This window comes from Comamonas sp. E6, from assembly GCF_001010305.1.
GTDB lineage: Bacteria > Pseudomonadota > Gammaproteobacteria > Burkholderiales > Burkholderiaceae_C > Comamonas > Comamonas thiooxydans.
Genome location: NZ_BBXH01000022.1, coordinates 77010 through 100517, shown reverse-complemented (window position 1 = coordinate 100517; position 23508 = coordinate 77010). Strand labels below are relative to the sequence as shown.

Sequence of the window (23508 nt, the reverse complement as noted above, 5' to 3'; positions counted from 1 at the left end):
AAGCCAGGGGCCGGCCGTCAATGTGGGGCACAGCAACTGTGGGATTTTGTTTCCCCTGTATTTTTAATCAGTGTCCCTGTCATGCTTGGGGCACAATTGCTGCCATGACGATTCATGTGGACGAATTTGCGGCCAGCCCCGCACCTGCACGCAAGGCCAGAAGCGCGGCCGCCGACCCCGAGGCGGCTGCGCCGCGCATGGTTTCGGCCGGGCATTCGTCCCAGGGCGAAGAGGCGCTGGAGCGTGCCCTGCGCCCCAAGCAGCTCGACGAGTATGTGGGCCAGGCCAAGGCGCGAGAGCAGCTCGAGATCTTCATTGGCGCTGCCAAGAAGCGCAGCGAGGCGCTCGATCATGTGCTGTTGTTCGGCCCGCCGGGCCTGGGCAAGACCACGCTGTCCCACATCATCGCAGCCGAGCTGGGCGTGAACCTGCGCCAGACCAGCGGCCCGGTGCTGGAAAAACCCAAGGATCTGGCGGCGCTGCTCACCAATCTCGAGCCCAACGATGTGCTGTTCATCGACGAGATTCACCGACTGAGCCCGGTGGTCGAGGAAATCCTCTACCCGGCGCTGGAGGACTATCAGATAGACATCATGATTGGCGAAGGCCCGGCTGCACGCTCCATCAAGCTCGATCTCCAGCCATTCACGCTGGTGGGCGCGACCACGCGCGCCGGCATGCTCACCAACCCGCTGCGCGATCGCTTCGGCATCGTGGCGCGGCTGGAGTTCTATACCTCGGAGGAGCTCTCGCGCATTGTCAGGCGCAGCGCCGGACTGCTCAATGCGCCGATTGACGCGGAAGGCTGCTTCGAGATCGCGCGCCGCTCGCGCGGCACGCCGCGCATTGCCAACCGCCTGCTGCGCCGCGTGCGCGACTATGCCGATGTCAAGGGCGACGGCCGCATCACGCGCGAGATTGCCGACAAGGCGCTGGCCATGCTCGATGTGGACCCCCAGGGCTTTGACATCATGGACCGCAAGCTGCTCGAAGCCGTGGTGCATCGTTTCGACGGCGGCCCGGTAGGTCTGGACAATATCGCGGCGAGTATCGGCGAGGAGTCGGGCACCATCGAGGATGTGATCGAGCCCTATCTGATCCAGCAGGGCTTTTTGCAGCGCACCCCGCGCGGCCGCATGGCCACCCAGGCCGCCTACCGGCACCTGGGCCTGCAGCCCCCCGGAGACAATGCAGCATAAAACTGGCGCAACCCAAACCAGAGACATCGAGCAAGGGCCGCCCCGCAGCGAAGATGTCGTCCCCCTGGGGGAAGCCGCGCAGCGGCTCAGGGGGATCAATTGCTCTGCGGTCCGGCGTTCCAGAAGGCCTGCAGCACGCCGGGCAGGGCTTCGATCTGCGTGACCACCTGGTCCAGCTCCTCGGCATGCACGGCCGTGGCGAACAGCTCGGCCTCGATTTCGGTGTTGTGCGGCGGAATCTCGTGCTTTTCGACTGCGCGCACTGGGTAGTTGGCCGCCTCCAGCAGCTCCTGCATGCCCTCGCGCACATCGGCCTGGGCTTGCTGGCCGCAGATCACATAGACATAGTAGGTGGCCTCGCTGGCATGCTCGGCCACGGGATGGCGGTTGATGTAGTTGACCACGGGGCGCAGCAAGGTGTTGCTGGCCAGCACGAACAGGGTGGCAAGGCCGGCCTCGGGCAGCAGGCCCGCGCCCGCGCAGGCGCCCACGGCGGCCGAGCCCCATAGCGTGGCGGCGGTGTTCAGCCCCGTGATGTTGGCTCCTTCCTTCATGATGGCGCCGGCACCCAGAAAGCCCACGCCCGAAACCACATAGGAGATGACGCGCGTGGCGCCGTCCGCGCCTGAGACGCGCATGGCCAGGTCGACGAACACGGCCGCGCCCACGGCGACCAGGGTATTGGTGCGCAGGCCCGCCGTGCGCTGGCGTATCTGGCGCTCAAGGCCGATGATGCTGCCGCAGACAAAGGCCACGAGAAGACACAGCACCGTGTTCAGCGTGGCGAGCAGATTGAAGTTCTGTAGGGATTGCATGAAGTTCTGATTGTTATTGGTTATGGACAGGTGCTTGGGTTCATGAAATATGCGGCCCGGAGCTCACCAGCCGTACTTGCGGATATAGACGCGCTTGAGCAGCGTGGTCAGCACAGCATAGGCCAGCAATATGACGATGAGCCAGGGGAAATAGCCGAGCGGCAGGGCCTGCAGCTTGAAATGTCCGGCCAGCGGGCCCATGGGCAGGAAGATGCCTATGGCCATGATGGTCGCCGTGGCGGCCAGCAAGGGCCAGGAGGCACGGCTTTGCACAAACGGGATCTTCGGCGTGCGGATCATGTGCACGATCAGCGTCTGCGTGAGCAGCCCCACCACGAACCAGCCAGACTGGAACAGGCTTTGCTCTGCGGCCGTGCTGGTATGGAAGACGAACCACATCAGCGCGAAGGTGAGCACGTCGAACAGCGAGCTGATGGGGCCGAAGAAGAGCATGAAGCAGCCCAGGTCCTGAGGGTTCCAGCGCAGCGGCCGCGCGACCATTTCCTCGTCCACGTTGTCGAAGGGAATGGCGATCTGCGACAGGTCGTAGAGCAGGTTCTGCATCAGCAGTTGCATGGGCAGCATGGGCAGGAACGGGATGAAGGCCGAGGCGATCAGCACCGAGAACACGTTGCCGAAGTTGGAGCTGGCCGTCATGCGGATGTACTTGAGCATATTGCTGAAGGTGCGGCGTCCTTCGAGCACGCCCTGCTCCAGCACCATCAGGCTTTTCTCCAGCAGGATGATGTCGGCCGCCTCGCGGGCGATGTCCACGCCGCTGTCGACGCTGATGCCGATATCGGCGGCGCGCAGCGCGGGCGCGTCGTTGATGCCGTCGCCCATAAAGCCCGTGACATGACCGTTGGCGCGCAGCGCATGCACGATGCGCTCCTTGTGCAGCGGCGTCAGGCGGGCGAACAGCAGGTGCGACTCCACGGTGCGGCGCAGTTGCTCTTCGTCCATGGCTTCGATGTCGTTGCCGACAATCGCCTCGTCCACCTGCAGACCCACGTCGCGGCAGACCTTGCGTGCCACCAGTTCGTTGTCGCCCGTGAGTACCTTGACCGCCACACCGTGCTGCAGCAGCGCAGCAATGGCGGCCTGGGTGGATTCCTTGGGCGGGTCGAGAAAGGCCACGTAGCCGATCAGGGTCAGTCCGGCCTCGTCGGCGATGCCGTAGGTGTTCTTGTCGGGCGGCACTTCCTTCATGGCCACGGCCACCACGCGCAGCCCCTCGCTGTTCAGGCCCTCGGTGACGGCGCGCACCTGCTCGCGGCGCTCGGGCGTGAGCGGCAGCCGCGTGTCTCCGTCGCGCCCGCTGTCTCGAATATGTGTGCAGACCTCCAGGATTTCCTCGACCGCCCCCTTGCAGATCAGCTCGTGGTGGTGATTGCGCTCGGCCACCACCACGGACATGCGCCGGCGCTGGAAGTCGAACGGAATTTCGTCGACCTTGCGGTAGTCCTCGTTGACATGCAGCCGCGTGTGCAGCTCCACATGCTCGAGTACGGCACGGTCCAGCAGGTTCTTGAGCCCGGTCTGGTAGTAGCTGTTGAGGTAGGCGAACTGCAGCACCTCGTCGCTGGGACGGCCCTGCACATCGGTGTGGCGCTCCAGTGCGATGCGGTCCTGCGTCAGCGTGCCGGTCTTGTCGGTGCACAGCACATCCATGGCGCCGAAGTTCTGGATCGCGTCCAGGCGCTTGACCATCACCTTCTGGCGCGACAGCACCACGGCGCCCTTGGCCAGCGTGGAGGTGACGATCATGGGCAGCATCTCGGGTGTCAGGCCCACGGCCACCGACAGCGCGAACAAAAAGGCCTCGCCCCAGTCGCCCTTGGTGTAGCCGTTGATGAACAGCACCACGGGCACCATCACGGCCGCGAAGCGGATCAGCAGCCAGCTGACGCTGTTCACTCCTTGCTCGAAGGCGGTGGCAGTGCGGTCCTGGTGGGTGATGCGCGCTGCCAGTGTGCCGAAATAGCTCTGGTTGCCGGTGGCGACGACCACGGCCATGGCCGAGCCCGAGACCACATTGGTGCCCATGAAGAGCAGGTTGCCGGCTTCCAGCAACTGGCCGGCCTGCAGGGCGGCGAGGGTGCGAGCATCCTTTTCCACGGGCAGCGATTCGCCCGTCATGGCCGCCTGGCTCACGAACAGGTCCTTGGCGGACAGAAGGCGGCAGTCGGCCGGGATCATGTCGCCGGCCGACAGGGCCACGATGTCTCCGGGCACCAGCTCGCGCATGGGCAGCTCGGACAGCGAGGTGTCATGGCCTCCGCCGCTGTCGCGAAAGTCTGCGGCCGGTGCATCGGTCTTGCGGCGCACGGTGACGCGGTTGCTGACCAGGGCCTGCAGGCGTGCTGCGGCGCGCCGCGAGCGCCCTTCCTGGACAAAGCGCAGCAGCGTGGACAGCAGCACCATGCTGGCGATGACGATGGTGGCTTTTTCGTCCTCGGTGACATAGGAGACCACGGCCAGCAGCGTCAGCAGCAGGTTGAAGGGGTTGCGGTAGCAATGCCACAGGTGTTGCCATGCGGGCAGCGGCCTTTCATGCGCCACCTCGTTGGGCCCATGGCGTAGCTGGCGCTGCCGGGCCTGCTCGGGGCTCAGGCCCCGGCTCGATGTGTCCAGCTGCTGCAGCAGCGCAGCCACGGGGCTGCAGGCGGCGGATTGCAGGGCCTGTACCTGTGTCGCAGGCACTGTGACGGCTGTGGTCGGGCCGCCAGCGGGCATGGGCTGGCGGCCGAAGAGGCCGGCCATGCGGTGGCTGCGCAAAAAGGCCCGGAACAGATTTTTGAGAGTCTGCATCACGGCCTCCGGTCAGTGCAGCGTCTTGCCGGAGGTGCCCAATCGCGTCCAGGGCTGCTGCACCTGGCTGGCGCGCAGCTGGTTGTCGATGCGGTTGCGCTGCTCGCGGGTCAGCAGCGACAGCGCATCGGCGCGCTGGCGGATGCTGAGATTGGCCATGGCGCTGGCCATGAGGGGCGCTGCATGGCGGTCGACCAGGTGGCGCAGCACATCGGTGCGGCGCTCGCTCAGTGCCGAGATCACGGCATGGGTCAGGCCATGGTGGCGGGTAGAGTCATTGAAGCGGGATGCGGGGCGGCTGCGTTGCAGCACGCGCAGCCAGGCGAGGCGTTGCATGGGCATACTCCTTGGGGGTGACCCGGGAGCTGCCCGCCGCTGCTAGGGCATCAGGCGCGCGACCCCGGGACGGGGTTCCAGTTCGTGCGCGCAGCCAAGAGGGTCACACGCACGGCAATGGGCTGACAGTGCGCCGCGAAGGGCGCGCTGCAAGATCGACTAGGGTCGGGATCCATACGTGTTCCTTGGTTGAAAGTGAATGAAATGCGGGCCGGAGTCGGTCCGCGACGAGGCTGCTCAGCGTACGCTGCGGCTGCTCAGAAAGCTGCGGATGCGATGCGTGGGCCAACTGGTCAGTGCATCGAGCTCCAGCGTCTGCTCCAGCGCTTGCGGCAAGGCTGCCGGTGCGGCGGGCGCTGCCTGGCGGGGCATAGCGCGGGCGCGCAGCAGCAGGGGGCGCAGCTGGTGCAGAGAGCGGGTCAGGCGGTTGCTCATGGCGTTCTCCTCATCGGTTGAGGGAGCGGGCCAGGCGGCAGCGCGGCACAAACGTTTTGGCGCAGCCACGAGCCGGGGTAAACCAGAGCGAATGGCGGCGCGAAAACTCAGTGAGGAGCAGAGCTTGCGAGCTTGAAGCCTCTAGCCGTGCTGCGCACGGCAGGGCGGCCCGAAGGTCGGGAAGCCAAACAGCAAGTTGCGAGGATCGCGAGGGCGAGGGATGCGGGGCGGTCGATGACGACTCCCGATCCGGGGGAGTCTGTCAGTCGGCCAGCTTCGCAGCCATTGCGGCGTGCGATAAATCACTGGTTGAACTGGCACTGTCCACGTGGGGACTCCTGAAATTGCGATCTGGCAATTATCGGCCGAGACCGGGTTCAGGGTCAACCCTAGGTGGTTTTCAGCTGCAATTGCGCCGGGGCCTGGCGGGTTGCAGGCTCGGCCCATGGGCGCACACAGCCCCAGACGATCAGGGCCTGTGCGGCGTAATAGCTGCCGAGCACGCTCACTGCGGACCAGGGCAGCGGCTGCACAAAACGGTTGATGGCCAGGATGGAGTCGCTGAGCATGAAAAAGCTGGCGCCCAGTGCGGTCAGTAGTGCGGCGCGGCTGCGCAACTGACGATAGCGTCCCCAGGCCTGGGCCGCCATCAAGGCGATGACACCGACATAGGCGGCCACGGGCAGACGCAGGGCGGCGGGCAGGCCATGGGTCCAGAGAAAGACATACATGGCGGCGCCGATCGCAGCCACCAGCAGCAGTGCGCGGCGGTCGGCAAACCAGGCAACATCAAGCTTGAATAGCGCAACGTAGCAGACATGGGCCAGCAAAAAGCTGACCAGGCCGGGAATGAACAGACTGGTGGGCAGCTGTCCGTCCAGCATCAGGAATACATCGCCAGCCATGGAAAAAACAATAGCTGCCAGCAGCAGATGAACATGCTTTTGAGGCAGGTTTTGTATAGTTTTTGAGTTCTGCTTTGCGCAAGAAGCTACGCATATAAGAGCAAAAACCATGGTGGCAGGCTTGAACAGCCAATGCCATTGCTGCAGACCGAGTGCTGCCGTGGCCGTGGCCAGTGCGCCGCTTTGCAGCATCAGCGCCAGCCACAGACTGATGCGTCCCTGCATGGCAGCGCCCAGAGCCCATTGCCCGGTGAGCAGCACGCCGAACCAGATCAGATTGGCGGCCAGCGGCGACTGATCGGCATGCCAGAGAAAGACCGAAGTGCCCGCAACCAGCGCCGCAAACTGCAGGCCGGCAAACCAGCGCAGCGCAGTGCCCATCGGAGGCGCATAGATGATGCGGTGCTCGTCCAGATCGAAGGCGGGCTTGGGAAAGTGCTGCGCCACATCGGCTGGCCGCCAGCCCGGCGGCTTGAACCAGACGCGAAGCTTGTCCAGCCAGCTGCGTGCATGCCAGCTGTCATGCGCCAGCTGGCGGTAGACGCTGAAGTTGGCCCAGAGCGGGTCCCAGCTCTTGAGCAGGCCGCGCGTGCCGTAGACGCAGGGCTCCTCATCATCCTCGGTCTTGTAAGTGCCGAAGAGCCGGTCCCAGACGATGAGAATGCCGCCGTAGTTGCGGTCCAGATAGCGCTCGTTGACGGCATGGTGCACGCGGTGATTGCTGGGCGCGCAGAACCAGCGGTCGAACCAGCCCAGCTTCCTGACCTGCTCGGTATGCACCCAGAACTGGTAGAGCAGGTCGATCAGCCCGACCACGGCAAACACCAGCGGCGGCACGCCGGCCAGGGCCATGGGCAGATAGAAGATCCAGCCCAGCAGCGCGCCGGAGCTGGTCTGGCGCAGCGCGGTGGAGAGGTTGTAGGCCTGACTTTGGTGGTGCACGGCATGGGCGGCCCAGAGCACGCCCACTTCATGGCCCATGCGGTGCAGCCAGTAGTAGCAGAGGTCGTAGAACAGCAGGGCCAGCAGCCAGCCCGGCAGGCTGAGCCAGAAGGCATCGGCCTCGATCAGAGCCACATGGCTGGCCACGACGGTGTAGATGCCCAGCGTCAGCAGCTTGGTGAAGACGGCGCTGGTCTGGCTCAGTACGCCCAGGTTCAGCGAGCTGATGGCATCGGCCAGCGCATAGGCATTGCGCCCGCGTTTTAGGCTGATGGCCCATTCCACGGCAATCAGTGCGAAAAAGACCGGCGTGGCCAGAACGATGACTTGGCTGGGGGAGAGCATGGTCATCGATTGTGGGCAGGGCGCGGCGCGCAGCGCCTCGCATCTTCCCTAGTTGCGGCTCTTGGCGCTGGCTCTCACAACCGTATGCCGCGCTTGTGGATCAACGCGCCCCAGCGCCTGGTCTCCACGGCGATAAGCTCGGTGAAGCGTGCCGCATCCAGCGCCAGGATTTCCGCATCGGTGGCTGCCAGCCGCGCGCGCACTTCAGGCATCGCCAGCGCGCGCTGGAACTGTTGGCTCAGCCACTCGACCACCGGCGCGGGCGTCTTCGCCGGTGCGGCAATGCCGTACCAGGACTGCACCAGGATATCGGGATAGCCGGCCTGCGCGATGGTGGGCACCTCGGGCAGCGAGCGCGTGCGCGCTGCGGCGTTGACAGCCAGAGCCCGTACCTTGCCGGACTGGATCAGCGGCAGCACCAGGTTCTGCGAGATCAGCGCGAACTGCAGCAGGCCGGAGCCCAGGTCCAGCAGCGCCGGCGGCTGGCCTTTGTAGCTCACGTTGGTCAAGCGGATGCCGGTGCGCTCGAAGAACAGTTCCTGTGCCAGGTGGATGGAGCTGCCGGTGCCGGGGTTGGCTGCGTTGAACTCGCCCGGTCTGGCGGCAGCCAGCGCGACGAACTCCTTCAGCGTCCTGGCAGGAACCGTGTCGTGCACCACGAACACCGTCGGCGGCGCGGCCACGCCGCACACTCCCACGAAGTCCTTGCTGCGCGCCTTCATCTCGGGCATCAGGTGCTCGCCCACCGCGAGGATCGGCGCTACGCCGAGCAGCGTGTAGCCATCGGCCGGGGCCTTGGCCACCGCATCCAGGCCGATGCGACCATCGGCACCGGGACGGTTCTCGATCACGATGCGTTGCGGCAGTGCGTTGGAAAGCGGGTCGCAGACGGCGCGCAGCACCACGTCGACGACGCCGCCTGCGGGGTAGGGCACCACGATGCGGATCGGTCGATCGGGGTAGCCGTCCGGGCTCGGCGCGGTGCCTGCGCGGGCCATGCCGGGCACCAGGCCGGCCAGCAACAGTTGAAGGTGGAATTGCCGACGGTCCATGCTTGTCTCTCCGGTTCTAGGCGATGTAACCTGCCATTGATTGCAGGGCCTGGCGTGTCTCGGTCACCAGGCGGTCCATCACGGCAGCCACGGGCTCGATTCCGCGCAGCCAGTGCACGCTCTGCCCTGCGGCCTCGTACATCAGCGGCCCGATCTGGTGCTGTTCCACCGCTGCCAGCAGATCGCCGGTGAGAGCCTGCTGGTAGGGCATAGACAGTGGCTCGGGTGCGCCGGGCTGTGCCCAGGCGTCGCTGAACGCGCTGCGCAGCACGCGGCAGGGCTTGCCGCTGTGGGCGCGCGTGATCACCGTGTCTTCGCTGTCGGCAGCGATCAGCTTCTTTGCCAGCGCCTGCGGCATTTCGTGCTCGCGCGTGCCCAGCCATAGCGTGCCCAGCCAGGCACCCTGCGCGCCCAGGGCCAGCGAGGCCGCCACCTGTGCCCCGGTGCCTATGCCACCGGCCGCGATTACTGGCCGTCCCTCGGCTGCCGCCACTATCTGCGGCACCAGCGTGAAGGTGCCGATGGGCCCTGTGTGGCCGCCCGCGTCATAGCCCTGGGCCACCAGGATGTCGGCCCCGGCTGCGATCGCCTTTTGAGCATGGCGCACGCTGCCGACCAGGGCGATGGTGTGCAGGCCGCACGCCTTGATGCGTGCCAGCGCCTCCACCGGCGTGCCGACGCCGGCGGCAAAGACCTCGATATCGCTGCCCGCAATGGCGTCCACCTGCTCCTCGAACAGGCTCTGCGAGCGCACGTACTGCGAGAAGAAGTTGCCTTCGGTGGCCGGCGGCACGTCGTATTGCCTGAACAGGCCCTGCACGAAATCCCTGTGCCCCTGCGGCAGTGCGGCAGCCACGGCTGCGCGGTCGTCGTGTTCGGGCAGGCCGGAGGGCAGCAGCAGGTCCACGCCCACCGGGTGTTCGGGGCACAGTTCGCGCAGCTGGCGCAGCTTCTTCTGCAGCTCGTGCGGGCCGTCACGCGCGGCGGCATAGACGCCCAGCCCGCCGGCCCGTGAGATCGCGGCGGCCACTTCGATGCGGTGGGCCAGACCAAAGATGGGCAGGCGTATGCCCAGCCGGCGGCAGAGGTCGTTGGTCAGTGCATTGCTCATGTCCACAGCTCCGGCTCCATGTCCAGGCAAGGGTGCTGCGGCAGCACTGCGGCACGGCGCAGCACATGGCGGCCGATCAGCGTCTTGTGAATCTCGCTGGTACCCTCGCCGATCTGGTTCATCTTGGCGTCACGCAGGAAGCGCTCCAGCGGGAAGGCCTTGAGGTAGCCGTTGCCGCCCAGCAGTTGCAGGCAGTCGACCACGATGCGCATGCACAGGTCGGTGGCATGCAGCTTGGCGATCGATGCATGGATGGCCACGTCGGCATCGCCTGCGTCGTAGCGCTGCGCGGTGCTGTAGACCAGACAGCGTGCGGCCTCGATCTGGGCCGCCATCTCGGCCACCATCCACTGGATGCCCTGGTGCGCACCCACCGGCTGCCCGAAGACCTGGCGCTGGTTGGCGTACTGGGCGGCAATCTGCAGCGCGCCTGCGGCGCGGCCCAACGCAATCGCAGCGTGGCCGATGCGTGCGCGCAGCAATGTGTCCTGTGCCAGCGCCATGCCTTCGCCTTCCTTGCCGAGCAGGTGCTCCGGCGCGATGTGCACGTTGTCGAAGCTGACCAGCGCGATCGGCACGCCGTACCAGCCAAGCTTGGGAATCACCGGCGATACCATGATGCCGGGCGTGTCGCGTGGCACGACGAAGGCACTCAGTCCGCGGCCGCCGCCGGGTCCGTCGGCCTGGCGCGCCACCACCACGAACATGTCGGCTACGTTGGCGCGCGTGATGAACTTCTTCTGGCCATTGAGCGTCCAGCCGCCCTGCGGTGCCGGCGCATAGTGCGCCCCCAGCCGCGCCACGTCGCTGCCTGCGCCAGGCTCGGTCAGTGCGAAGGCCGACTGGCGTGCGCCGCTGGCCAGGTCGGGGATCAGCGCGCAGCGCAGCGCCTCGCTGCCACCGGCCACGATGGGGCGCGAGGACAGGTCGGTGCCAGTGACCAGCGAAGCGGCCGTCGAACACACAGACGCTACTTCCTCGATGATGCGCACGCGCAGCATCATCGACGCCTCGCTGCCGCCGTGCGCGCGCGGGAACGCTGTGGCGACGATGCCTTCGCGACATAGCAGCCGGAAGGTATCCCAGGCGAAGACGTCCTGCTGCGCCACGCGGTCGGCGTCCGGCCCGATGCGCTCGGCCACCAGAGTTTTCACGCGCTCAAGCAGTGAGGCTTCATCGGGGGACAGGCGTACAAGCGGGTGGTGAGGTTCGGGAATCGACATGGGGTCTCCTTTGTGTCAGATGTGCCTCAGATGACGCCTGCCTCGCGCAGGCGGGCCAGTTCGGTGGCAGGCATTGCCAGCTCGCCCTGGTAGAACGCTTCGTTGTCCTGCCCCAGTGAACCGCCGGCGTGGCGGATGCTGCCGGGCGATCGGGCGAACCGCGGCACGACATTGGCCATGCGCACGCTGCCGAAGTCCCGGTCGGGCACGTCGCAAAGGGCCTGACGAGCGCGCATGTGCGGGTCGGCCTCGATCTGGTCAATGCCGTAGACCGGGGCGATGGTGCCCTGCGCCGCTTCGAAGGCGGCCAGTACCGCCGCCAGTGGATGTGCTGCGCACCAGGCCGCGAAGATGCCGTTCAGCTCCTGGGCATGCTGCACGCGGTCACGGTTGTTGGCGAAGCATGGCTCGTCTATCAGTTCGGGCCGGCCTATGGCGCGGCAGTTGTTGGCAAACATGGCATTGGTGCTGCCCGACAGCGATACCCATTGCCCGTCGGCAGTGCGGTAGACCGCGGCCGGTGCAGAGTACTGGTTGGCATTGCCCGAGCGCTGATACACGGTGCCTAGCTGCTCGTGCTGGATGGGCAGGAACTCGAGCAGCTTGAGCGTGGCCTCGGTCAGCGATAGATCGATTTCCTCGCCCGGGGCCTGCGGGTTGCGGGCGCGGCGCCACAGCGCAGCCAGCACGCCTACCGCGCCGAACAGTCCGCCGACGTTGTCGGCCAGTGGGTAGCCTGAGTGCATGGGCGCTCCCTGGGCTTCGCCGCTGATGTAGGTCAGGCCGCCCATGGCTTCGAACAAGCGTGCAAAGCCCGGCCGGTCGCGGTAGGGGCCGCTCTGGCCGAAGCCCGTGGTTCGCAGTATCACCAGGCTGGGCTGGGCCTGCCACAAGGCCTCTTTGGTCAGGCACCAGCGGTCCAGCGTGCCGGGGCGGAAGTTCTCGATCAGCACATCGAACTGAGGCAGCATGCGCAGCAGCAGCGCGGCGCCCTCGGGCTTGCGCAGGTCGAGCGTGACCAGGCGTTTGCCGCGGTTGGTTACTTTCCACCACAGAGGCTTGCCGTCCTTGTGCGGTGGGAAGTCGCGCATGCCGTCGCCTGCGCCGGGCAGTTCGGCCTTGACGACGCTGGCGCCGTAGTCGGCAAGGAGGGCCGCGGCCGAGGGCGCGGCAATGATGGTGGCGATGTCCAGGACGCGCAGTCCGGTGAGAGGTCCGTTCATGGTGTGCATGTCTCCTGGAGGTCAATGTAGAAAACAGCTAGCCGCGAGCCAACCAGAAATATGAGAATCAGATATCTCGCTTTCAGATGGATGCAGAAGCTGCCATGACCCACGCCACCGAAGCCCTGGAGTTGCTGACACTGAAGTCGCTGAGGACGCTGGCCGCTGCGATCCAGGGCGGTAGCCTGACACGCGCGGCCGTCGAGCGTGGACTGGCGCAGTCGGCCGTGAGCCGGCAGATCGCCGAACTGGAGCGCGCACTGGGCGGCGCGCTCTTCTATCGCACGGGACGCGGCGTCAAGCCCACGGCACTGGCCGAGCAGATGCTGCCGCGCGTTTCGGCTTTGCTGTCCGAGGCCGAGGCGCTGGTGCGCCTGGGCAAGGAGCTGACCGGTGTGCCCAGCGGCCTGGTTACGTTGGGCCTGGTGCCGGGTGTGGCCGGCTTCATGGCCGCGGCGCTGTATGGCGAGGTGGCGCAGCGCTTCCCCGAGATCCGGCTGCGCGTCATAGAGGGCTATAGCGGGGACATGGAGGTGGCGCTGAGCCAGGGCCGCATCGACATGGCGATCCTGAACCGCTACCGGGCCAGAGGCAGCAACAGCTACCGCAAGCTGGCCGATGCGCAGATCTGCGTGGTGGGCCGCCAGAGTGTGCTGCAGCGCATGCTGGCGCCGGCGGATACGGCCCTGCCGGTCAGCATGGCCCTGCAGGCGCTCGAGCGCCTGCCGCTGGTGCTGCCGGTGCCTCCCAACGCCATCCGCAACCTGCTCGATGAGCAGACAGGCCGGCAGGGACTGCGGCTGAACGTGATCCTGGAGGGTAGCTCCTCGGTGATCCTCAAGAGCATGCTGGCTCGGCACGACTGCGCCACGCTGCTGCCGCGCCATGCCGTCAGCGAGGAGCTGGCCTGTGGCAGCCTCGCAGCCATTCCGCTGGCGGAGCGGGTATTTCGTCAGCATGTGGTGCTGGCTACCAGCAGTCAGCGCCCTTTCACTCTGGCAGGCAAGGCGGTGGCGGCCCTGGTAGCCGAGACCGCCGGTGCCTTGATGGCCCGGCAGGCAGTGCTTTGAGGTCGTGGATCAGAGGCTTCCAGGGGTAAGCATCGATTGCTAAGTAGTTTTATTTATGAGATTTCGCGAGAAGCGAGTCGATAATTTCGCCCATCTCCCCGGTCGGCCAGTTGTCTTGACCTGCCGGCCTGCACGGGCACTCCGCCGTCCGCATGCTGCGACAAGGTGCCCGTGACCCACTGCTGCCTGTACATGTCCATACCACGCCGCTCTCTTGTCGCGACCGCCGCCCTGATGGCTGCGGCCGGTTTTTCCGCTCCCGTTTTTGCCGCCGCCGATGCCTGGCCCGCCACCAAGCCCATCACGCTGATCGTGCCGTTCAGCGCCGGTGGCAATGTGGACACCACGGCGCGCCTGATCGGCCAGAAGCTGGGCGAGCGCCTGCACCAGTCCATCGTGGTGGACAACGTGCCTGGCGCCGGCGGTGTGCTCGGGGTGAGCAAGGCCGTCAAGGCCCCGGCCGACGGTTACACCTTGCTCATGGGCTTTGACGGCCCCATCAGCATTGCCCAGCTGGTGAATTCCGCCGTCAAGTACGACGCCGAAAAGGATCTGACCCCTGTGGGGCTGACCACCATCGCACCCGTGGTCGCCGTGGCCCGTCCCGGCCTGCCGGCGCACAATCTGAGCGAGCTGATTGCCCTGGCGCGCTCCAAGCCCGGCTCGTTGACCTACGCCACTTCGGGCGTGGGCACCATGCTGCATCTGGCCATGGAAATGCTGCAGGAGCGCGCCAAGATCAAGCTGGTGCATGTGCCCTATCGCGGCGGTGCCCAGATCACCAGCGACGTGATGGGCGGTCAGGTCGATGTGGGCATGCTCACCACCGTGAGCGCCGTGCCCATGATCCAGCAGAAAAAGCTCGAAGGTCTGGGCGTGACATCGGCCAAGCGCATCGATGCCATCCACGCCGTGCCCACCTTTGGCGAGACGGCCGAACTCAAGGGCTTTGACCTCAACACCTGGACGGGGCTGTTCGTGCCCGCCAAGACGCCTCAGGCCGTGGTCACGCGCCTGGCCACCGAGCTCGATGCAGTGCTCAAGATGCCCGATGTGCGTAAGCGCCTGGAAGATGGCGGCGCCACGCCCGGCTCCGGCACCCAGGCCAGCTTTGTCCAGTTCCTGAAGAAGGAAAAAGCCGGCTATGCCCAGATCGTGAAGTCGGCCAACATCCAGGCGGAATAAGCCATGGCCGCGCCTCTGAACCCGGTGCATGCCGAGATCCATCCGCCCGTGCTGCCCGAAGTGGCCGCCGTCGCGGACGAGATGCTGGCCCTGCGCCATGATCTGCACGCCCATCCCGAGCTGGCCTACGAAGAGCATCGCACCGGCGATATCGTGGCCGCCAGGCTGGCCGGATGGGGCTACGAGGTCCATCGCGGCCTGGGCGACACCGGCGTGGTGGGGACGCTGCGCTGCGGCGACCATGCCAATGGCAAGCACATTGGCAAACGTCTTGGCCTGCGCGCCGACATGGATGCGCTGCCTATCCGTGAAGCCACGGGCCTGTCCTATGCCAGCCGTCACGACGGCAAGATGCATGCCTGCGGCCACGACGGGCACACGGCCACCTTGCTGGCCGCAGCAAGGGTGCTGGCCGGGCGCAAGAACCAGCTCCAGGGCACGCTCAATCTGATCTTCCAGCCCGCCGAGGAAGGCCATGGCGGCGCGCAGAAGATGGTGGAGCAGGGGCTGTTCGAGCTGTTTCCCTGCGATGCGCTCTACGCCTTTCACAACGAGCCAGGCTACCCGGCCGGGCAGTTCGGCTTTCGCCCGGGCGTGATGTATTCCAGCTCGGACACGGCCATCATCACCATCCGCGGAAAGGGCGGACATGGCGCCATGCCCCATGTGGCCGTGGACCCCATCGTCGTGGCCTCGCATCTGGTGCTGGCGCTGCAGACCATACGCTCGCGCGAGATCGACCCCAACGACATGGCCGTGGTCACCATCGGTGCCATCCATGCGGGCGATGCGCCCAATGTGATTCCCGAAACCTGCGAGCTGCGCGTGACCATCCGCGCGCGCTGCCCCGAGGTGCGCCAGCAGCTGCGCGAGCGCATCACGGCCATGGCCCATGCCCAGGCCGCAGTCCACCGCGCCACGGCCGAGGTGGATTACAAATGGCGTTATCCGCCCGTCATGAACGACAAGGCGGCTACCGATTTCGCAGTCGGTGTGGCCCGCGAATTCCTCGGCGAAGCATGGTTGATTCCCGATCTGCAGCCGCTGCAGGCCAGCGATGACTTCGCCATCATGCTCAACCAGGTCCCCGGCAACTACTTCATCGTCGGCAACGGCATGGGCGAGGGCGGCTGCATGGTGCACAACGCAGCCTATGACTTCAACGACAACCTGCTGCCCGTGACTGCCTCGTATTGGGTGAAGCTGGCCGAGAGCTATCTGGGGCGCGACTGAGTTTTGTATGAGTGAAATCAACCTCTCCGGCCAGAACCTGCCCGGCTTCGATGCCACGACCGACTATTGGCAAGCCACCGTCACCGAGGCCGAGCTGAGCCAGTTGCCGCTGCCGCCCTATGCGAAGAGCTATCCGGCCAGACTGCCCGACGGCCGCTATCTGCTGCTGCCGCTGCGCGGCATGCCCACGGACGATGGTTCCGCCCCCGACCGCTGCGTGGCGTCGCTGATTGCCAACCAGGCTTCCATTGAAGTGGTCGAGCAACTGGCGTTGCACATGGCGCAAGGCGCCGGGGCGCATGACTTCGATGTGGTTGTCGGTCTACCCACGCTGGGCCTGGCTTTTGCGCCACTGGTGGCGCGCCACCTGGGGCGCAGCCGCTATGTGCCGCTTGGTTACTCGCGCAAATACTGGTATCGCGACGAGCTCTCCGAGCCCGTCAGCTCCATCACCACGCCGGGCAAGGGCAAGCTGCTCTATATCGACCCGAACCAACTGGGCCTGATTGCCGGCAAGCGCGTGCTGGTGGTGGACGATGCCGTGAGCTCGGGCACGACCATGATGTCCGGCCTCAAGCTGTTGGAGCGTTGCGGCGCCGAAGTGGCCGCCATTGCCGTGGCCATGCGCCAGGGCACGCAGTGGCAGCAAAAGCTGGTGCGTGCCGATGGCAGCGCCATCCCCGTGGTCGCGGCCTACGACTGTCCGCGCATGGAGCGCCGCGCCGACGGCTGGTGGCCTGAAGGCTCATAAAAAGAGAGCTTCTGACGACTTTCACGCATGAAGTTCAGGCTGTTTATGCCTTGAGATCATTGCATTAAATACGCTAATAGCTCTTCTTTTAATAGCTATCAAAGTTCGAGGCAGGAGCGAATCAGGTCAGCGCACCGCGCCCGTCGACGGTGAAGATGCGCTCGACCACGCCCTTGAGCCGGCCACCGCGCACGCCGATCAGATGGTCGTGCAGATTGACCGTGGGGTCGCAGTGGCCGGGAATCAGCCACAGGCTCTCGCCCAGCGCGGGCAGCCAGCCGCTGTGGTTGCCCGCGTCGGCATCGGGGTGCAGCACACCGTGCTCGTCGCCGCCATTGGCAAAGCGCAGCGCGTTCTCGGGCGGCAGCGCATGCAGCTTCGGCAGGCCGGAGTCTATGGCATGGGCCTTGTGGCCGGCGTCGCAGACGGCATGATCGCCGCTGAGCGACATGACCTGGGTCTTGACGTAGAGCGCATGCTCGAACAGGGGCTGGGCCGGGTCGCGCTGGTTGGCCGCGTAGTCGGCGTCCATGAAGAGGAAGGAGCCGGGCTGGATTTCGCCATAGATGCCGCTGGCGGCCTCGTTGACCATGGTGCCCGTGCCGGCACCCGTGATCAGCGGAATGGCCAGGCCAGCGCGGTCGAACTCATGGCGCGTGCGGTTGACGAGCTTGAGCACCTGCTCGATGGCGGTCTTGCGCTCCTCGGCGCTGCGCAGATGCTGGGCGCCGCCGTGGTAAGCCTGCAGGCCCGCAAAGCGCAGCGTGGGCTGCGCTGCAATCGCCTGTGCCAGGCCCAGGGCGGCTTCGCCGGGCTCTGCGCCGCAGCGGTTCTGGCCGACATTGATTTCCACCAGCACATCCATGGCTGCATCGCCTGCCTGCGCATCCTGCAGGGCCCGCGCCAGCCGGGTGATGCCTTCCTCGCAATCCACGGCCAGGGCCAGCCGGCCGCCCTGGGCATTCAGTGCCCTGGCCAGAGCCGCCACGCGCGCCAGCTTGGTCTGGGAGATGACTTCGTTGCTGATGAAGATATTGGTGATGCCGCCCTGGGCCAGTGCCTCGGCCTCGCTGACCTTCTGCACGCAGTGGCCGCAGGCGCCGGCATGTTCGAGCAGATGGGCGATATGCGCGCTCTTGTGCAGCTTGGCATGCGGACGCCAGAGCACGCCATGCTGCTGGGCAAAGCGGGCCATGCGCTCGATATTGCGGTCCATGGCGTCCAGGTCAATGACCAGGGCGGGCGTATCTATGCGTTTGACGGCCTGGCCGACCAGGGTCTGCAAATGCTCAGGAATGTGCTTCATCTCGGCTGCCTTGCTGAAGGTGTGCGGTATCTGCCCAGCCTACCAAAGACAGGCCGTCAGGCGTCCAGAGCAGGCGATTGATGGCGCAGTTGCTCAGCTCCCAGGTGCGTGGCGTCTGGAAATCCTGGCGCGTGGCCAGGCGGTAGAGCACATCCATCACGCCGCCATGGGCGACCAGCACGATCTGCTCGCCCTCATGCTTGCGTGCAATCCGGTCCACGGTGGCAAAGATGCGCTCGCGCAAGGCCTGCAGCGAGTCGCCACCCCCGGGCGGGGCATAGGCCGGGTTGCGCGTGCGCCAGAGCTGGGCGTCCTCAGGCTGGGTGGCTTCCACATCCTTGAAGGTGCGGCCCTGGAAATCGCCGAAGCAGCGCTCGCGCAGGCCGGCGGTGGTGTGTAGAGGCGCACCGGATCTCTGGGCAATCGCCTGCGCAGTGACATGGGCACGCTGCAGGTCGCTGCTGTAGATGGCGGCAATGCTCTCGTCGGCCAGTGCCTGGGCCGCCTGCTCGGCCTGCCACAGGCCGGTGTCGTTCAAGGGGATATCCAGATGCCCCTGGATACGTCCATCGACATTCCAGGTTGTCTCTCCGTGCCGGATGGCAATGATGCGCGTGGCGTGCATGTCTTGGCTCGTTCAGCGTAGGTTGTTTTATTGAACAGTCATTGTCTTGCAAACAAAGTGTGCCTGTACCCCGGTCTGTTGTTACGGACTTTTCGACGCTCGGCCTGCATCGTGGCGCAGCCGGCAAGAAAAAAGGCCTGCAACCACGATTGCAGGCCTTTTGGGCATTGCAGCGCTTGCGCTTCAAGCGCCGGCTGCCATGTCTTTTGGTGTCAGATCAGCGATTTGGCATTGTCCAGCACAAAGTCGCAGGCCTTTTCCTTGAGGTTGCTCTTGACCTTGTCCAGGCTGAAGCTCTTGCCGTCGGCGCCCGTGACCATGCCCATCAGCCCGTTCTGGTAGCCCTGATCCTTGGGTTCTTCCTTCTGGCCCAGGCCAAGCTTGCCCAGCAGCTGATTCTTGACCTGGGCGGCCTTGTCGGCGTTGAGGTAGTTGTTCTTCATGCAGTAGGTGAGGACACCGGCGGCATTGCTGGCCGTGCCGGAGCTCAGATTGCCCAGGCCCAGGGCCGACAGTGCCGAAGAGCCTCCGGAGCCGCCGAGCATGCCGCCCAGACCAGAAGCGCTGGAGCTGCTCTCGGCCGCGCCGCCGCCCAGCTGACCGCGCAAGGCGTCGCCGAGGCCGCTGGCATGGGCGCTGAAGGCACCCGCGGCCACTGTGGCGCAAAGCAGGCTGGAGAGAGCAAATTTCTTCATGACTTCATCCTTTTCATGGCGAGGGCCCAGGCAGGAGGCCCTGGTTCAAAGCGAGCTGCACGTTAGCACGCGGCAGGCCCGGCAACTGTTGAAGATTGCAAATCAACGTGCCGGAGCCACGGTGGCCGGTGCCACGTTGGCCGGGGCGGCTGGCGTGACCGATGCGGCGGGCTGTGCGGGTGCTGCAGGCGCGCCGCTGGCAGGCTGCGCTGCCGGCGGCTGGATGACGGTGCGCACATTGCGCTGGCCCTGCGGCGGCTTGGGGAAGCCCGTCAGCGCAGCATCAAACAGAATGCCGAAGATGGCCGGGTCGTCGGTCCACACATCCTGGCGCTGGGCCGAGGTTTCGTAGACGATCTGCTGGGTCTTGATATCGCGCATGACGATGCTCACGGCGCGGTAGTACTCCAGCGGCGGCTCGTTGAACATCATGCCGCCGCCAAAGCCCCAGCCGAAGCCGCGGCCGTAGCTCATGCCCCAGCCCCAGCGCGGGCCCCAGTAGGGGTCGTAATAGGGCCAGCTGGCCCAGTCGCGCGCATAGCGTGCCATGGCGCTGATCTGCACCACCAGGCTGGCGTGCGAGTCATCGCGTGTCAGGCCGACGCGGGCCAGCGCATGCTGGGCCTGGGCTTCCACGGCCGCGAAGTTCACCTGGCCCTGCTGCGAGGGCAGGGTCTCCAGCCGGTAGGTGGCCGGCACGGGGATGGTGTTCAGTGCGGAAAAGCTCTGCACCGTGCTGTTGACCTCACGCACCGTGCTGCAGCCGGCCAGCAGGGCCGTCGCAGTCAGGGCCGCAAGGCCGATCCAGCGTAAGGAGGTTTTGCGCAGGTTCATGATGATTTCTCTGAAAACGACAAAGGCCCATGGGATGGGCCTTTGATTGGACAGCAGGGTCCGGTTTTAGTTCAAAAGTCCGCTCAGGACAGTTGTACCACTTGTACTCCGCCGGGCAGGGCGGCCATGGTTGGCAGCTCTTCATGGTCAAAGGCCATGTCGCCGTTGGGATCGGCAATGCCCGTGGCCTTGGCGTTCCTGAAGTCATGCAGCTGGGGGTCCATCATGTGCGTGGTGACAATGTTGCCCATGGCGCGGAACATGCTCTCGATGCGGCCGGGGAACTTCTTGTCCCACTCGCGCAGCATATTGCCCACGGCCACGCGCTGCAGGCCGTCCTGGCTGCCGCAGAGGTTGCAGGGGATGATGGGGAAGTTCTGGTACTGGGCCCAGCGCGTCGTGTCCTTCTCGGGCACATAGCACAGGGGGCGGATCACCACATGCTTGCCGTCGTCGCTGACCAGCTTGGGCGGCATGCCCTTCATGCGGCCGCCGTAGAACATGTTGAGCATCATGGTCTGCACGATGTCGTCGCGGTGATGGCCCAGGGCCACCTTGGTGCAGCCCAACTGGTCGGCCACCTTGTACAGGATGGCGCGGCGCAGGCGCGAGCACAGGCCGCAGGTGGTCTTGCCTTCGGGCACGACGCGCTTGACGACGCTGTAGGTGTCCTGGTTCTCGATGTGGTAGTCCACACCGATGCTCTGGAAGTACTCGGGCAGCACATGCTCGGGGAAGCCGGGCTGCTTCTGGTCCAGGTTCACGGCCACGATGTCGAACTTCACGGGCGCGCGCTTTTGCAGCTTGCGCAGGATGTCGAGCAGGGTGTAGCTGTCCTTGCCGCCGGACATGCAGACCATGACCTTGTCGCCTTCCTCGATCATGTTGTAGTCGAGGATGGCCTTGCCCACTTCGCGGCACAGGCGCTTCTCGAGCTTGATCTGTTCGCGCTCGATCTTGATCTTGCCGGGCTTGGCGGCTTCTTCGCCGTTGGCGTTCTCTGCGGCCGCAGCATCGGCGGCTTCTGCCTCTTTGGCAATCCAGGGGTTGTCGTTTACTGCATTCATGGGGTTCACCATTGTCCGGTTTCGATGCGAATGGCTACTTCGCAGTCGTCAAAAATTTCCAGCTTCGCAATTTTCACACGCACGCCGCGCACGCCGGGCAGCTGCAGCAGGCGCTGGGCCAGCTTGCCGATCAGGCTCTCGAGCAGGTTCACATGCTCGGAGGTGCATTCGTCGATGATGATCTGGCGCACCTTGCGGTAGTCCAGCACATGGAGGATGTCGTCATCGCGCGGAGCCAGGGGCTGGGGGCCGAGATTGAGTTCGGCGTCGACCTGGATCGGCTGAGGCTCTTGTTTCTCATGCGCAAGAATCCCGAGGCTGGCGTCGAAGCGCAGCCCGGTGAGCGTGAGAATCTGTTGTCCGGAAGTGGAAGTCATGGAAAAGGGTGCGGCCTCGACGGGCTCACATCATCGAAAAATCGCGCTCGAAGCGCTGTAAATGTTGGCCGCCATCGACCAGCATGGTGGTGCCCGTCATGGATCGGTTTTCCAGTGCAAAGCACACGGCGGCGGCAATGTCCTCGGACGAGGAGGAGCGTCCCAGCGGGCTCATGGCGTGCAGGGTCTCGAACTTTTCCTGGCTCAGCATATGGCTGGTCAGCGTCAGGCCCGGCGCCACGCCCACCACGCGCACGCTTGGCGCCAGCGCCAGGGCCAGCATGGTGTTGGCGGCTTCCAGAGCCGCCTTGGAGAGGGTGTAGCTCAGGAAATCGGGGTTCTGGTTCCAGAGCTTCTGGTCCAGCACATTGACCACGGCGCCCTGGGCCGACTCTTCGCCCGCCGCCGCACGCTCCTGCACATGGGCGTGCAGAGCCTGGGACAGCAATATGGGCGCACCCGTGTTGCTGCGCATATGCGCTTCCAGCGCCACATAGCTGAAGCTCTGGGCATCGTCATGCTCGAACAGCGAGGCGTTATTGACCACGGCGTCGATGCGGCCAAAGCGCTCCACCACACGCGGCACCAGTGAGCGCACCGATTCCTCGTCAAAGAAGTCCGCGTCAAAAGCCGCGCTGTCGCCCGACAACTGCGCGCAGGAAGCCACGGTCTGCATGGCTTGCTCGCTGGAGTCGCGATAGTGCACAGCCACTTGCCAGCCCGCGCGGGCCAGGGCCAGGGCCATGTCACGTCCAAGGCGACGGGCGGAACCGGTCACCAATACTGTGCGTGGTCGGGCGGGTGAGGACATTCGTGGAAAATGCGGGTTGTGACGACAGAACCCTCAAGTTTAACGAGCGCCTTGCAATCCCGCATTGCCAAGGAGATTGCCGCCGTGGGCGGCTGGCTGCCTTTCGACCGTTTCATGGAGCTGGCGCTCTATGCGCCGGGCCTGGGCTATTACGCCAATGAAACGGCCAAGTTCGGTGCCATGCCGGAGTCGGGCAGCGACTTTGTGACGGCGCCGGAGATTTCACCTATTTTTGGCCAGTTGGTGGCGTCCCAGTTACGGGAAGCGCTACAAAAAACGAATACCCGCGAGATCTGGGAGTTCGGCGCGGGAACCGGCGCGCTGGCGCTGCAGATCCTCGACGAGCTGGCGGCTCAGGGTGCGTTGCCCGAGCGCTACACCATCGTCGATCTCTCGGGAACGCTGCGCGCGCGCCAGAAGCTGGCGCTGGCCAAATACGAACATCTGGTGCGCTGGGTGGATGCGCTGCCGGACGCCATGGAGGGCGTGATCGTCGGCAACGAGGTGCTGGATGCCATGCCGGTGCAGCTGCTGCAGCGCACCGCAGGCCAATGGCATGAGCGCGGCGTGGTGTTCGGCGCAGGCGGCGATGAGGCGGCTTTTGCCTGGGAAGACCGTCCCACCGAACTGCGCCCGCCTGTGGATATCGGTGGCCCGCATGATTTTCTGACCGAAATCCACCGCCAGGGCGAGGCATTTATCCACACCCTGGGCGAGCGTCTGGTTCGCGGTGCCGCCTTCTTCATCGATTACGGCTTTGGCGAGAGCGAGTACTACCACGAGCAGCGCCATATGGGGACCCTGGTCTGCCACTACCAGCATCAGGTGGACAACGACCCTCTGGTGCTGGTCGGCCTCAAGGACATCACGGCCCACGTCAATTTCACGGGCACCGCCGTGGCGGCCCAGGATGCGGGCTTCGACGTGCTGGGCTATACCAATCAGGCGCACTTTCTCATCAACTGCGGACTTGCGCCCAAGCTCGATGCGGTCGGCATCAAGGCCCGCTCCATGGCCTCCAAGCTGGTCATGGAGCACGAGATGGGCGAGCTGTTCAAGGTTGTTGCCCTGTCCAAGGGCGTGGAGCCCTGGATGCCGCTGGGCTTTGTGCAGGGCGACCGCACGCACCGGCTATAGCGTCTGCGTGCCCGCCGAGC

The 23508-nt window shown here is 65.5% G+C and carries 22 protein-coding genes; 6 read left to right on the top strand and 16 right to left on the bottom strand.

What is annotated here, in order from left to right; all coding sequences use genetic code 11:
- The first annotated feature begins 104 nt into the window (after positions 1 to 104).
- Positions 105 to 1199 carry a Holliday junction branch migration DNA helicase RuvB gene (ruvB, locus tag CSE6_RS19370; RefSeq protein ID WP_012839966.1) on the top strand — a complete coding sequence of 365 codons (1095 nt, stop codon included), beginning with the start codon at positions 105 to 107 and terminating at the stop codon, positions 1197 to 1199.
- Between the two features lie 95 nt (positions 1200 to 1294).
- Here the strand turns inward: ruvB and CSE6_RS19365 are convergent, their stop codons facing one another.
- The 9 genes from CSE6_RS19365 to CSE6_RS19325 all read right to left on the bottom strand — a co-directional run bounded on the left by CSE6_RS19365 (position 1295) and on the right by CSE6_RS19325 (position 12397).
- Positions 1295 to 2014: an MgtC/SapB family protein gene (locus tag CSE6_RS19365; RefSeq protein WP_034354715.1), complete on the bottom strand. Its 720-nt coding sequence runs from the start codon at positions 2012 to 2014 to the stop codon at positions 1295 to 1297.
- A gap of 63 nt (positions 2015 to 2077) precedes the next feature.
- Positions 2078 to 4825 carry a magnesium-translocating P-type ATPase gene (gene mgtA, locus CSE6_RS19360; RefSeq protein ID WP_059441268.1) on the bottom strand — a complete coding sequence of 916 codons (2748 nt, stop codon included), beginning with the start codon at positions 4823 to 4825 and terminating at the stop codon, positions 2078 to 2080.
- Between the two features lie 12 nt (positions 4826 to 4837).
- Positions 4838 to 5161 (bottom strand): hypothetical protein, encoded by a 324-nt coding sequence (locus tag CSE6_RS19355; protein ID WP_045838764.1) that lies wholly within the window; start codon positions 5159 to 5161, stop codon positions 4838 to 4840.
- Between the two features lie 237 nt (positions 5162 to 5398).
- Complete coding sequence (locus tag CSE6_RS19350) at positions 5399 to 5596, bottom strand: hypothetical protein (RefSeq protein ID WP_034354705.1); 198 nt, start codon at positions 5594 to 5596, stop codon at positions 5399 to 5401.
- Positions 5597 to 5985: 389 nt separating this feature from the next.
- Positions 5986 to 7788 (bottom strand): lysoplasmalogenase family protein, encoded by a 1803-nt coding sequence (locus tag CSE6_RS19345; protein ID WP_059441284.1) that lies wholly within the window; start codon positions 7786 to 7788, stop codon positions 5986 to 5988.
- Positions 7789 to 7862: 74 nt separating this feature from the next.
- Positions 7863 to 8840 (bottom strand): tripartite tricarboxylate transporter substrate binding protein, encoded by a 978-nt coding sequence (locus CSE6_RS19340; protein ID WP_059441267.1) that lies wholly within the window; start codon positions 8838 to 8840, stop codon positions 7863 to 7865.
- Positions 8841 to 8856: 16 nt separating this feature from the next.
- Positions 8857 to 9951 (bottom strand): nitronate monooxygenase family protein, encoded by a 1095-nt coding sequence (locus CSE6_RS19335; RefSeq protein WP_059441266.1) that lies wholly within the window; start codon positions 9949 to 9951, stop codon positions 8857 to 8859.
- The gene (locus CSE6_RS19330) at positions 9948 to 11174 is read right to left on the bottom strand and encodes an acyl-CoA dehydrogenase family protein (protein WP_059441265.1); all 1227 of its coding nucleotides are present in this window, start codon (positions 11172 to 11174) and stop codon (positions 9948 to 9950) included. The genes CSE6_RS19335 and CSE6_RS19330 overlap by 4 nt, the downstream gene beginning before the upstream one ends.
- 26 nt (positions 11175 to 11200) lie before the next feature.
- On the bottom strand, positions 11201 to 12397 hold the full coding sequence (locus tag CSE6_RS19325; RefSeq protein WP_059441283.1) for a CaiB/BaiF CoA-transferase family protein: 1197 nt from the start codon (positions 12395 to 12397) through the stop codon (positions 11201 to 11203).
- Positions 12398 to 12501: 104 nt separating this feature from the next.
- Here CSE6_RS19325 and CSE6_RS19320 point away from each other — a divergent pair, with 104 nt between their 5' ends.
- The 4 genes from CSE6_RS19320 (at position 12502) to CSE6_RS19305 (ending at position 16636) form a co-directional block, all read left to right on the top strand.
- Complete coding sequence (locus CSE6_RS19320; protein ID WP_238585745.1) at positions 12502 to 13467, top strand: LysR family transcriptional regulator; 966 nt, start codon at positions 12502 to 12504, stop codon at positions 13465 to 13467.
- 192 nt (positions 13468 to 13659) lie between these two features.
- On the top strand, positions 13660 to 14652 hold the full coding sequence (locus CSE6_RS19315) for a tripartite tricarboxylate transporter substrate binding protein (protein ID WP_059441263.1): 993 nt from the start codon (positions 13660 to 13662) through the stop codon (positions 14650 to 14652).
- Positions 14653 to 14655: 3 nt separating this feature from the next.
- Complete coding sequence (locus CSE6_RS19310) at positions 14656 to 15885, top strand: M20 aminoacylase family protein (RefSeq protein ID WP_059441262.1); 1230 nt, start codon at positions 14656 to 14658, stop codon at positions 15883 to 15885.
- 7 nt (positions 15886 to 15892) lie between these two features.
- Positions 15893 to 16636 carry a phosphoribosyltransferase gene (locus CSE6_RS19305; RefSeq protein WP_059441261.1) on the top strand — a complete coding sequence of 248 codons (744 nt, stop codon included), beginning with the start codon at positions 15893 to 15895 and terminating at the stop codon, positions 16634 to 16636.
- 121 nt (positions 16637 to 16757) lie between these two features.
- On the opposite strand, the gene CSE6_RS19300 is transcribed toward CSE6_RS19305, so the two are convergent.
- The 7 genes from CSE6_RS19300 to CSE6_RS19270 form a co-directional block, all read right to left on the bottom strand.
- The gene (locus tag CSE6_RS19300) at positions 16758 to 17942 is read right to left on the bottom strand and encodes a DSD1 family PLP-dependent enzyme (protein WP_059441260.1); all 1185 of its coding nucleotides are present in this window, start codon (positions 17940 to 17942) and stop codon (positions 16758 to 16760) included.
- Entirely contained in the window at positions 17926 to 18567 is a 642-nt protein-coding gene (locus CSE6_RS19295; RefSeq protein WP_034354687.1) for a histidine phosphatase family protein, read from the bottom strand. Before CSE6_RS19295 ends, CSE6_RS19300 begins: the two co-directional genes overlap by 17 nt.
- 212 nt (positions 18568 to 18779) lie before the next feature.
- Positions 18780 to 19262, bottom strand: a complete 483-nt coding sequence (locus CSE6_RS19290; protein ID WP_003068777.1) for a DUF2501 domain-containing protein — start codon at positions 19260 to 19262, stop codon at positions 18780 to 18782.
- A gap of 102 nt (positions 19263 to 19364) precedes the next feature.
- Complete coding sequence (locus tag CSE6_RS19285; protein ID WP_059441259.1) at positions 19365 to 20096, bottom strand: DUF4136 domain-containing protein; 732 nt, start codon at positions 20094 to 20096, stop codon at positions 19365 to 19367.
- Positions 20097 to 20179: 83 nt separating this feature from the next.
- Positions 20180 to 21175 carry a tRNA 2-thiocytidine(32) synthetase TtcA gene (gene ttcA, locus CSE6_RS19280; RefSeq protein WP_059441258.1) on the bottom strand — a complete coding sequence of 332 codons (996 nt, stop codon included), beginning with the start codon at positions 21173 to 21175 and terminating at the stop codon, positions 20180 to 20182.
- On the bottom strand, positions 21169 to 21540 hold the full coding sequence (locus CSE6_RS19275; RefSeq protein ID WP_003050921.1) for a dihydroneopterin aldolase: 372 nt from the start codon (positions 21538 to 21540) through the stop codon (positions 21169 to 21171). Before CSE6_RS19275 ends, ttcA begins: the two co-directional genes overlap by 7 nt.
- Positions 21541 to 21565: 25 nt before the next feature.
- Entirely contained in the window at positions 21566 to 22351 is a 786-nt protein-coding gene (locus tag CSE6_RS19270) for an SDR family oxidoreductase (protein WP_059441257.1), read from the bottom strand.
- 9 nt (positions 22352 to 22360) lie between these two features.
- Here CSE6_RS19270 and CSE6_RS19265 point away from each other — a divergent pair, with 9 nt between their 5' ends.
- The gene (locus CSE6_RS19265; protein WP_193751148.1) at positions 22361 to 23488 is read left to right on the top strand and encodes a class I SAM-dependent methyltransferase; all 1128 of its coding nucleotides are present in this window, start codon (positions 22361 to 22363) and stop codon (positions 23486 to 23488) included.
- The last annotated feature ends 20 nt before the right edge of the window (positions 23489 to 23508 follow it).

Coding starts and splice junctions, on each gene's coding strand:
- ruvB (WP_012839966.1), top strand. CDS start 105: ATGACGATTCATGTGGACGAATTTGCGGCCAGCCCCGCACCTGCACGC.
- CSE6_RS19365 (WP_034354715.1), bottom strand. CDS start 2,014: ATGCAATCCCTACAGAACTTCAATCTGCTCGCCACGCTGAACACGGTG.
- mgtA (WP_059441268.1), bottom strand. CDS start 4,825: ATGCAGACTCTCAAAAATCTGTTCCGGGCCTTTTTGCGCAGCCACCGC.
- CSE6_RS19355 (WP_045838764.1), bottom strand. CDS start 5,161: ATGCAACGCCTCGCCTGGCTGCGCGTGCTGCAACGCAGCCGCCCCGCA.
- CSE6_RS19350 (WP_034354705.1), bottom strand. CDS start 5,596: ATGAGCAACCGCCTGACCCGCTCTCTGCACCAGCTGCGCCCCCTGCTG.
- CSE6_RS19345 (WP_059441284.1), bottom strand. CDS start 7,788: ATGCTCTCCCCCAGCCAAGTCATCGTTCTGGCCACGCCGGTCTTTTTC.
- CSE6_RS19340 (WP_059441267.1), bottom strand. CDS start 8,840: ATGGACCGTCGGCAATTCCACCTTCAACTGTTGCTGGCCGGCCTGGTG.
- CSE6_RS19335 (WP_059441266.1), bottom strand. CDS start 9,951: ATGAGCAATGCACTGACCAACGACCTCTGCCGCCGGCTGGGCATACGC.
- CSE6_RS19330 (WP_059441265.1), bottom strand. CDS start 11,174: ATGTCGATTCCCGAACCTCACCACCCGCTTGTACGCCTGTCCCCCGAT.
- CSE6_RS19325 (WP_059441283.1), bottom strand. CDS start 12,397: ATGAACGGACCTCTCACCGGACTGCGCGTCCTGGACATCGCCACCATC.
- CSE6_RS19320 (WP_238585745.1), top strand. CDS start 12,502: ATGACCCACGCCACCGAAGCCCTGGAGTTGCTGACACTGAAGTCGCTG.
- CSE6_RS19315 (WP_059441263.1), top strand. CDS start 13,660: ATGTCCATACCACGCCGCTCTCTTGTCGCGACCGCCGCCCTGATGGCT.
- CSE6_RS19310 (WP_059441262.1), top strand. CDS start 14,656: ATGGCCGCGCCTCTGAACCCGGTGCATGCCGAGATCCATCCGCCCGTG.
- CSE6_RS19305 (WP_059441261.1), top strand. CDS start 15,893: ATGAGTGAAATCAACCTCTCCGGCCAGAACCTGCCCGGCTTCGATGCC.
- CSE6_RS19300 (WP_059441260.1), bottom strand. CDS start 17,942: ATGAAGCACATTCCTGAGCATTTGCAGACCCTGGTCGGCCAGGCCGTC.
- CSE6_RS19295 (WP_034354687.1), bottom strand. CDS start 18,567: ATGCACGCCACGCGCATCATTGCCATCCGGCACGGAGAGACAACCTGG.
- CSE6_RS19290 (WP_003068777.1), bottom strand. CDS start 19,262: ATGAAGAAATTTGCTCTCTCCAGCCTGCTTTGCGCCACAGTGGCCGCG.
- CSE6_RS19285 (WP_059441259.1), bottom strand. CDS start 20,096: ATGAACCTGCGCAAAACCTCCTTACGCTGGATCGGCCTTGCGGCCCTG.
- ttcA (WP_059441258.1), bottom strand. CDS start 21,175: ATGGTGAACCCCATGAATGCAGTAAACGACAACCCCTGGATTGCCAAA.
- CSE6_RS19275 (WP_003050921.1), bottom strand. CDS start 21,540: ATGACTTCCACTTCCGGACAACAGATTCTCACGCTCACCGGGCTGCGC.
- CSE6_RS19270 (WP_059441257.1), bottom strand. CDS start 22,351: ATGTCCTCACCCGCCCGACCACGCACAGTATTGGTGACCGGTTCCGCC.
- CSE6_RS19265 (WP_193751148.1), top strand. CDS start 22,361: ATGCGGGTTGTGACGACAGAACCCTCAAGTTTAACGAGCGCCTTGCAA.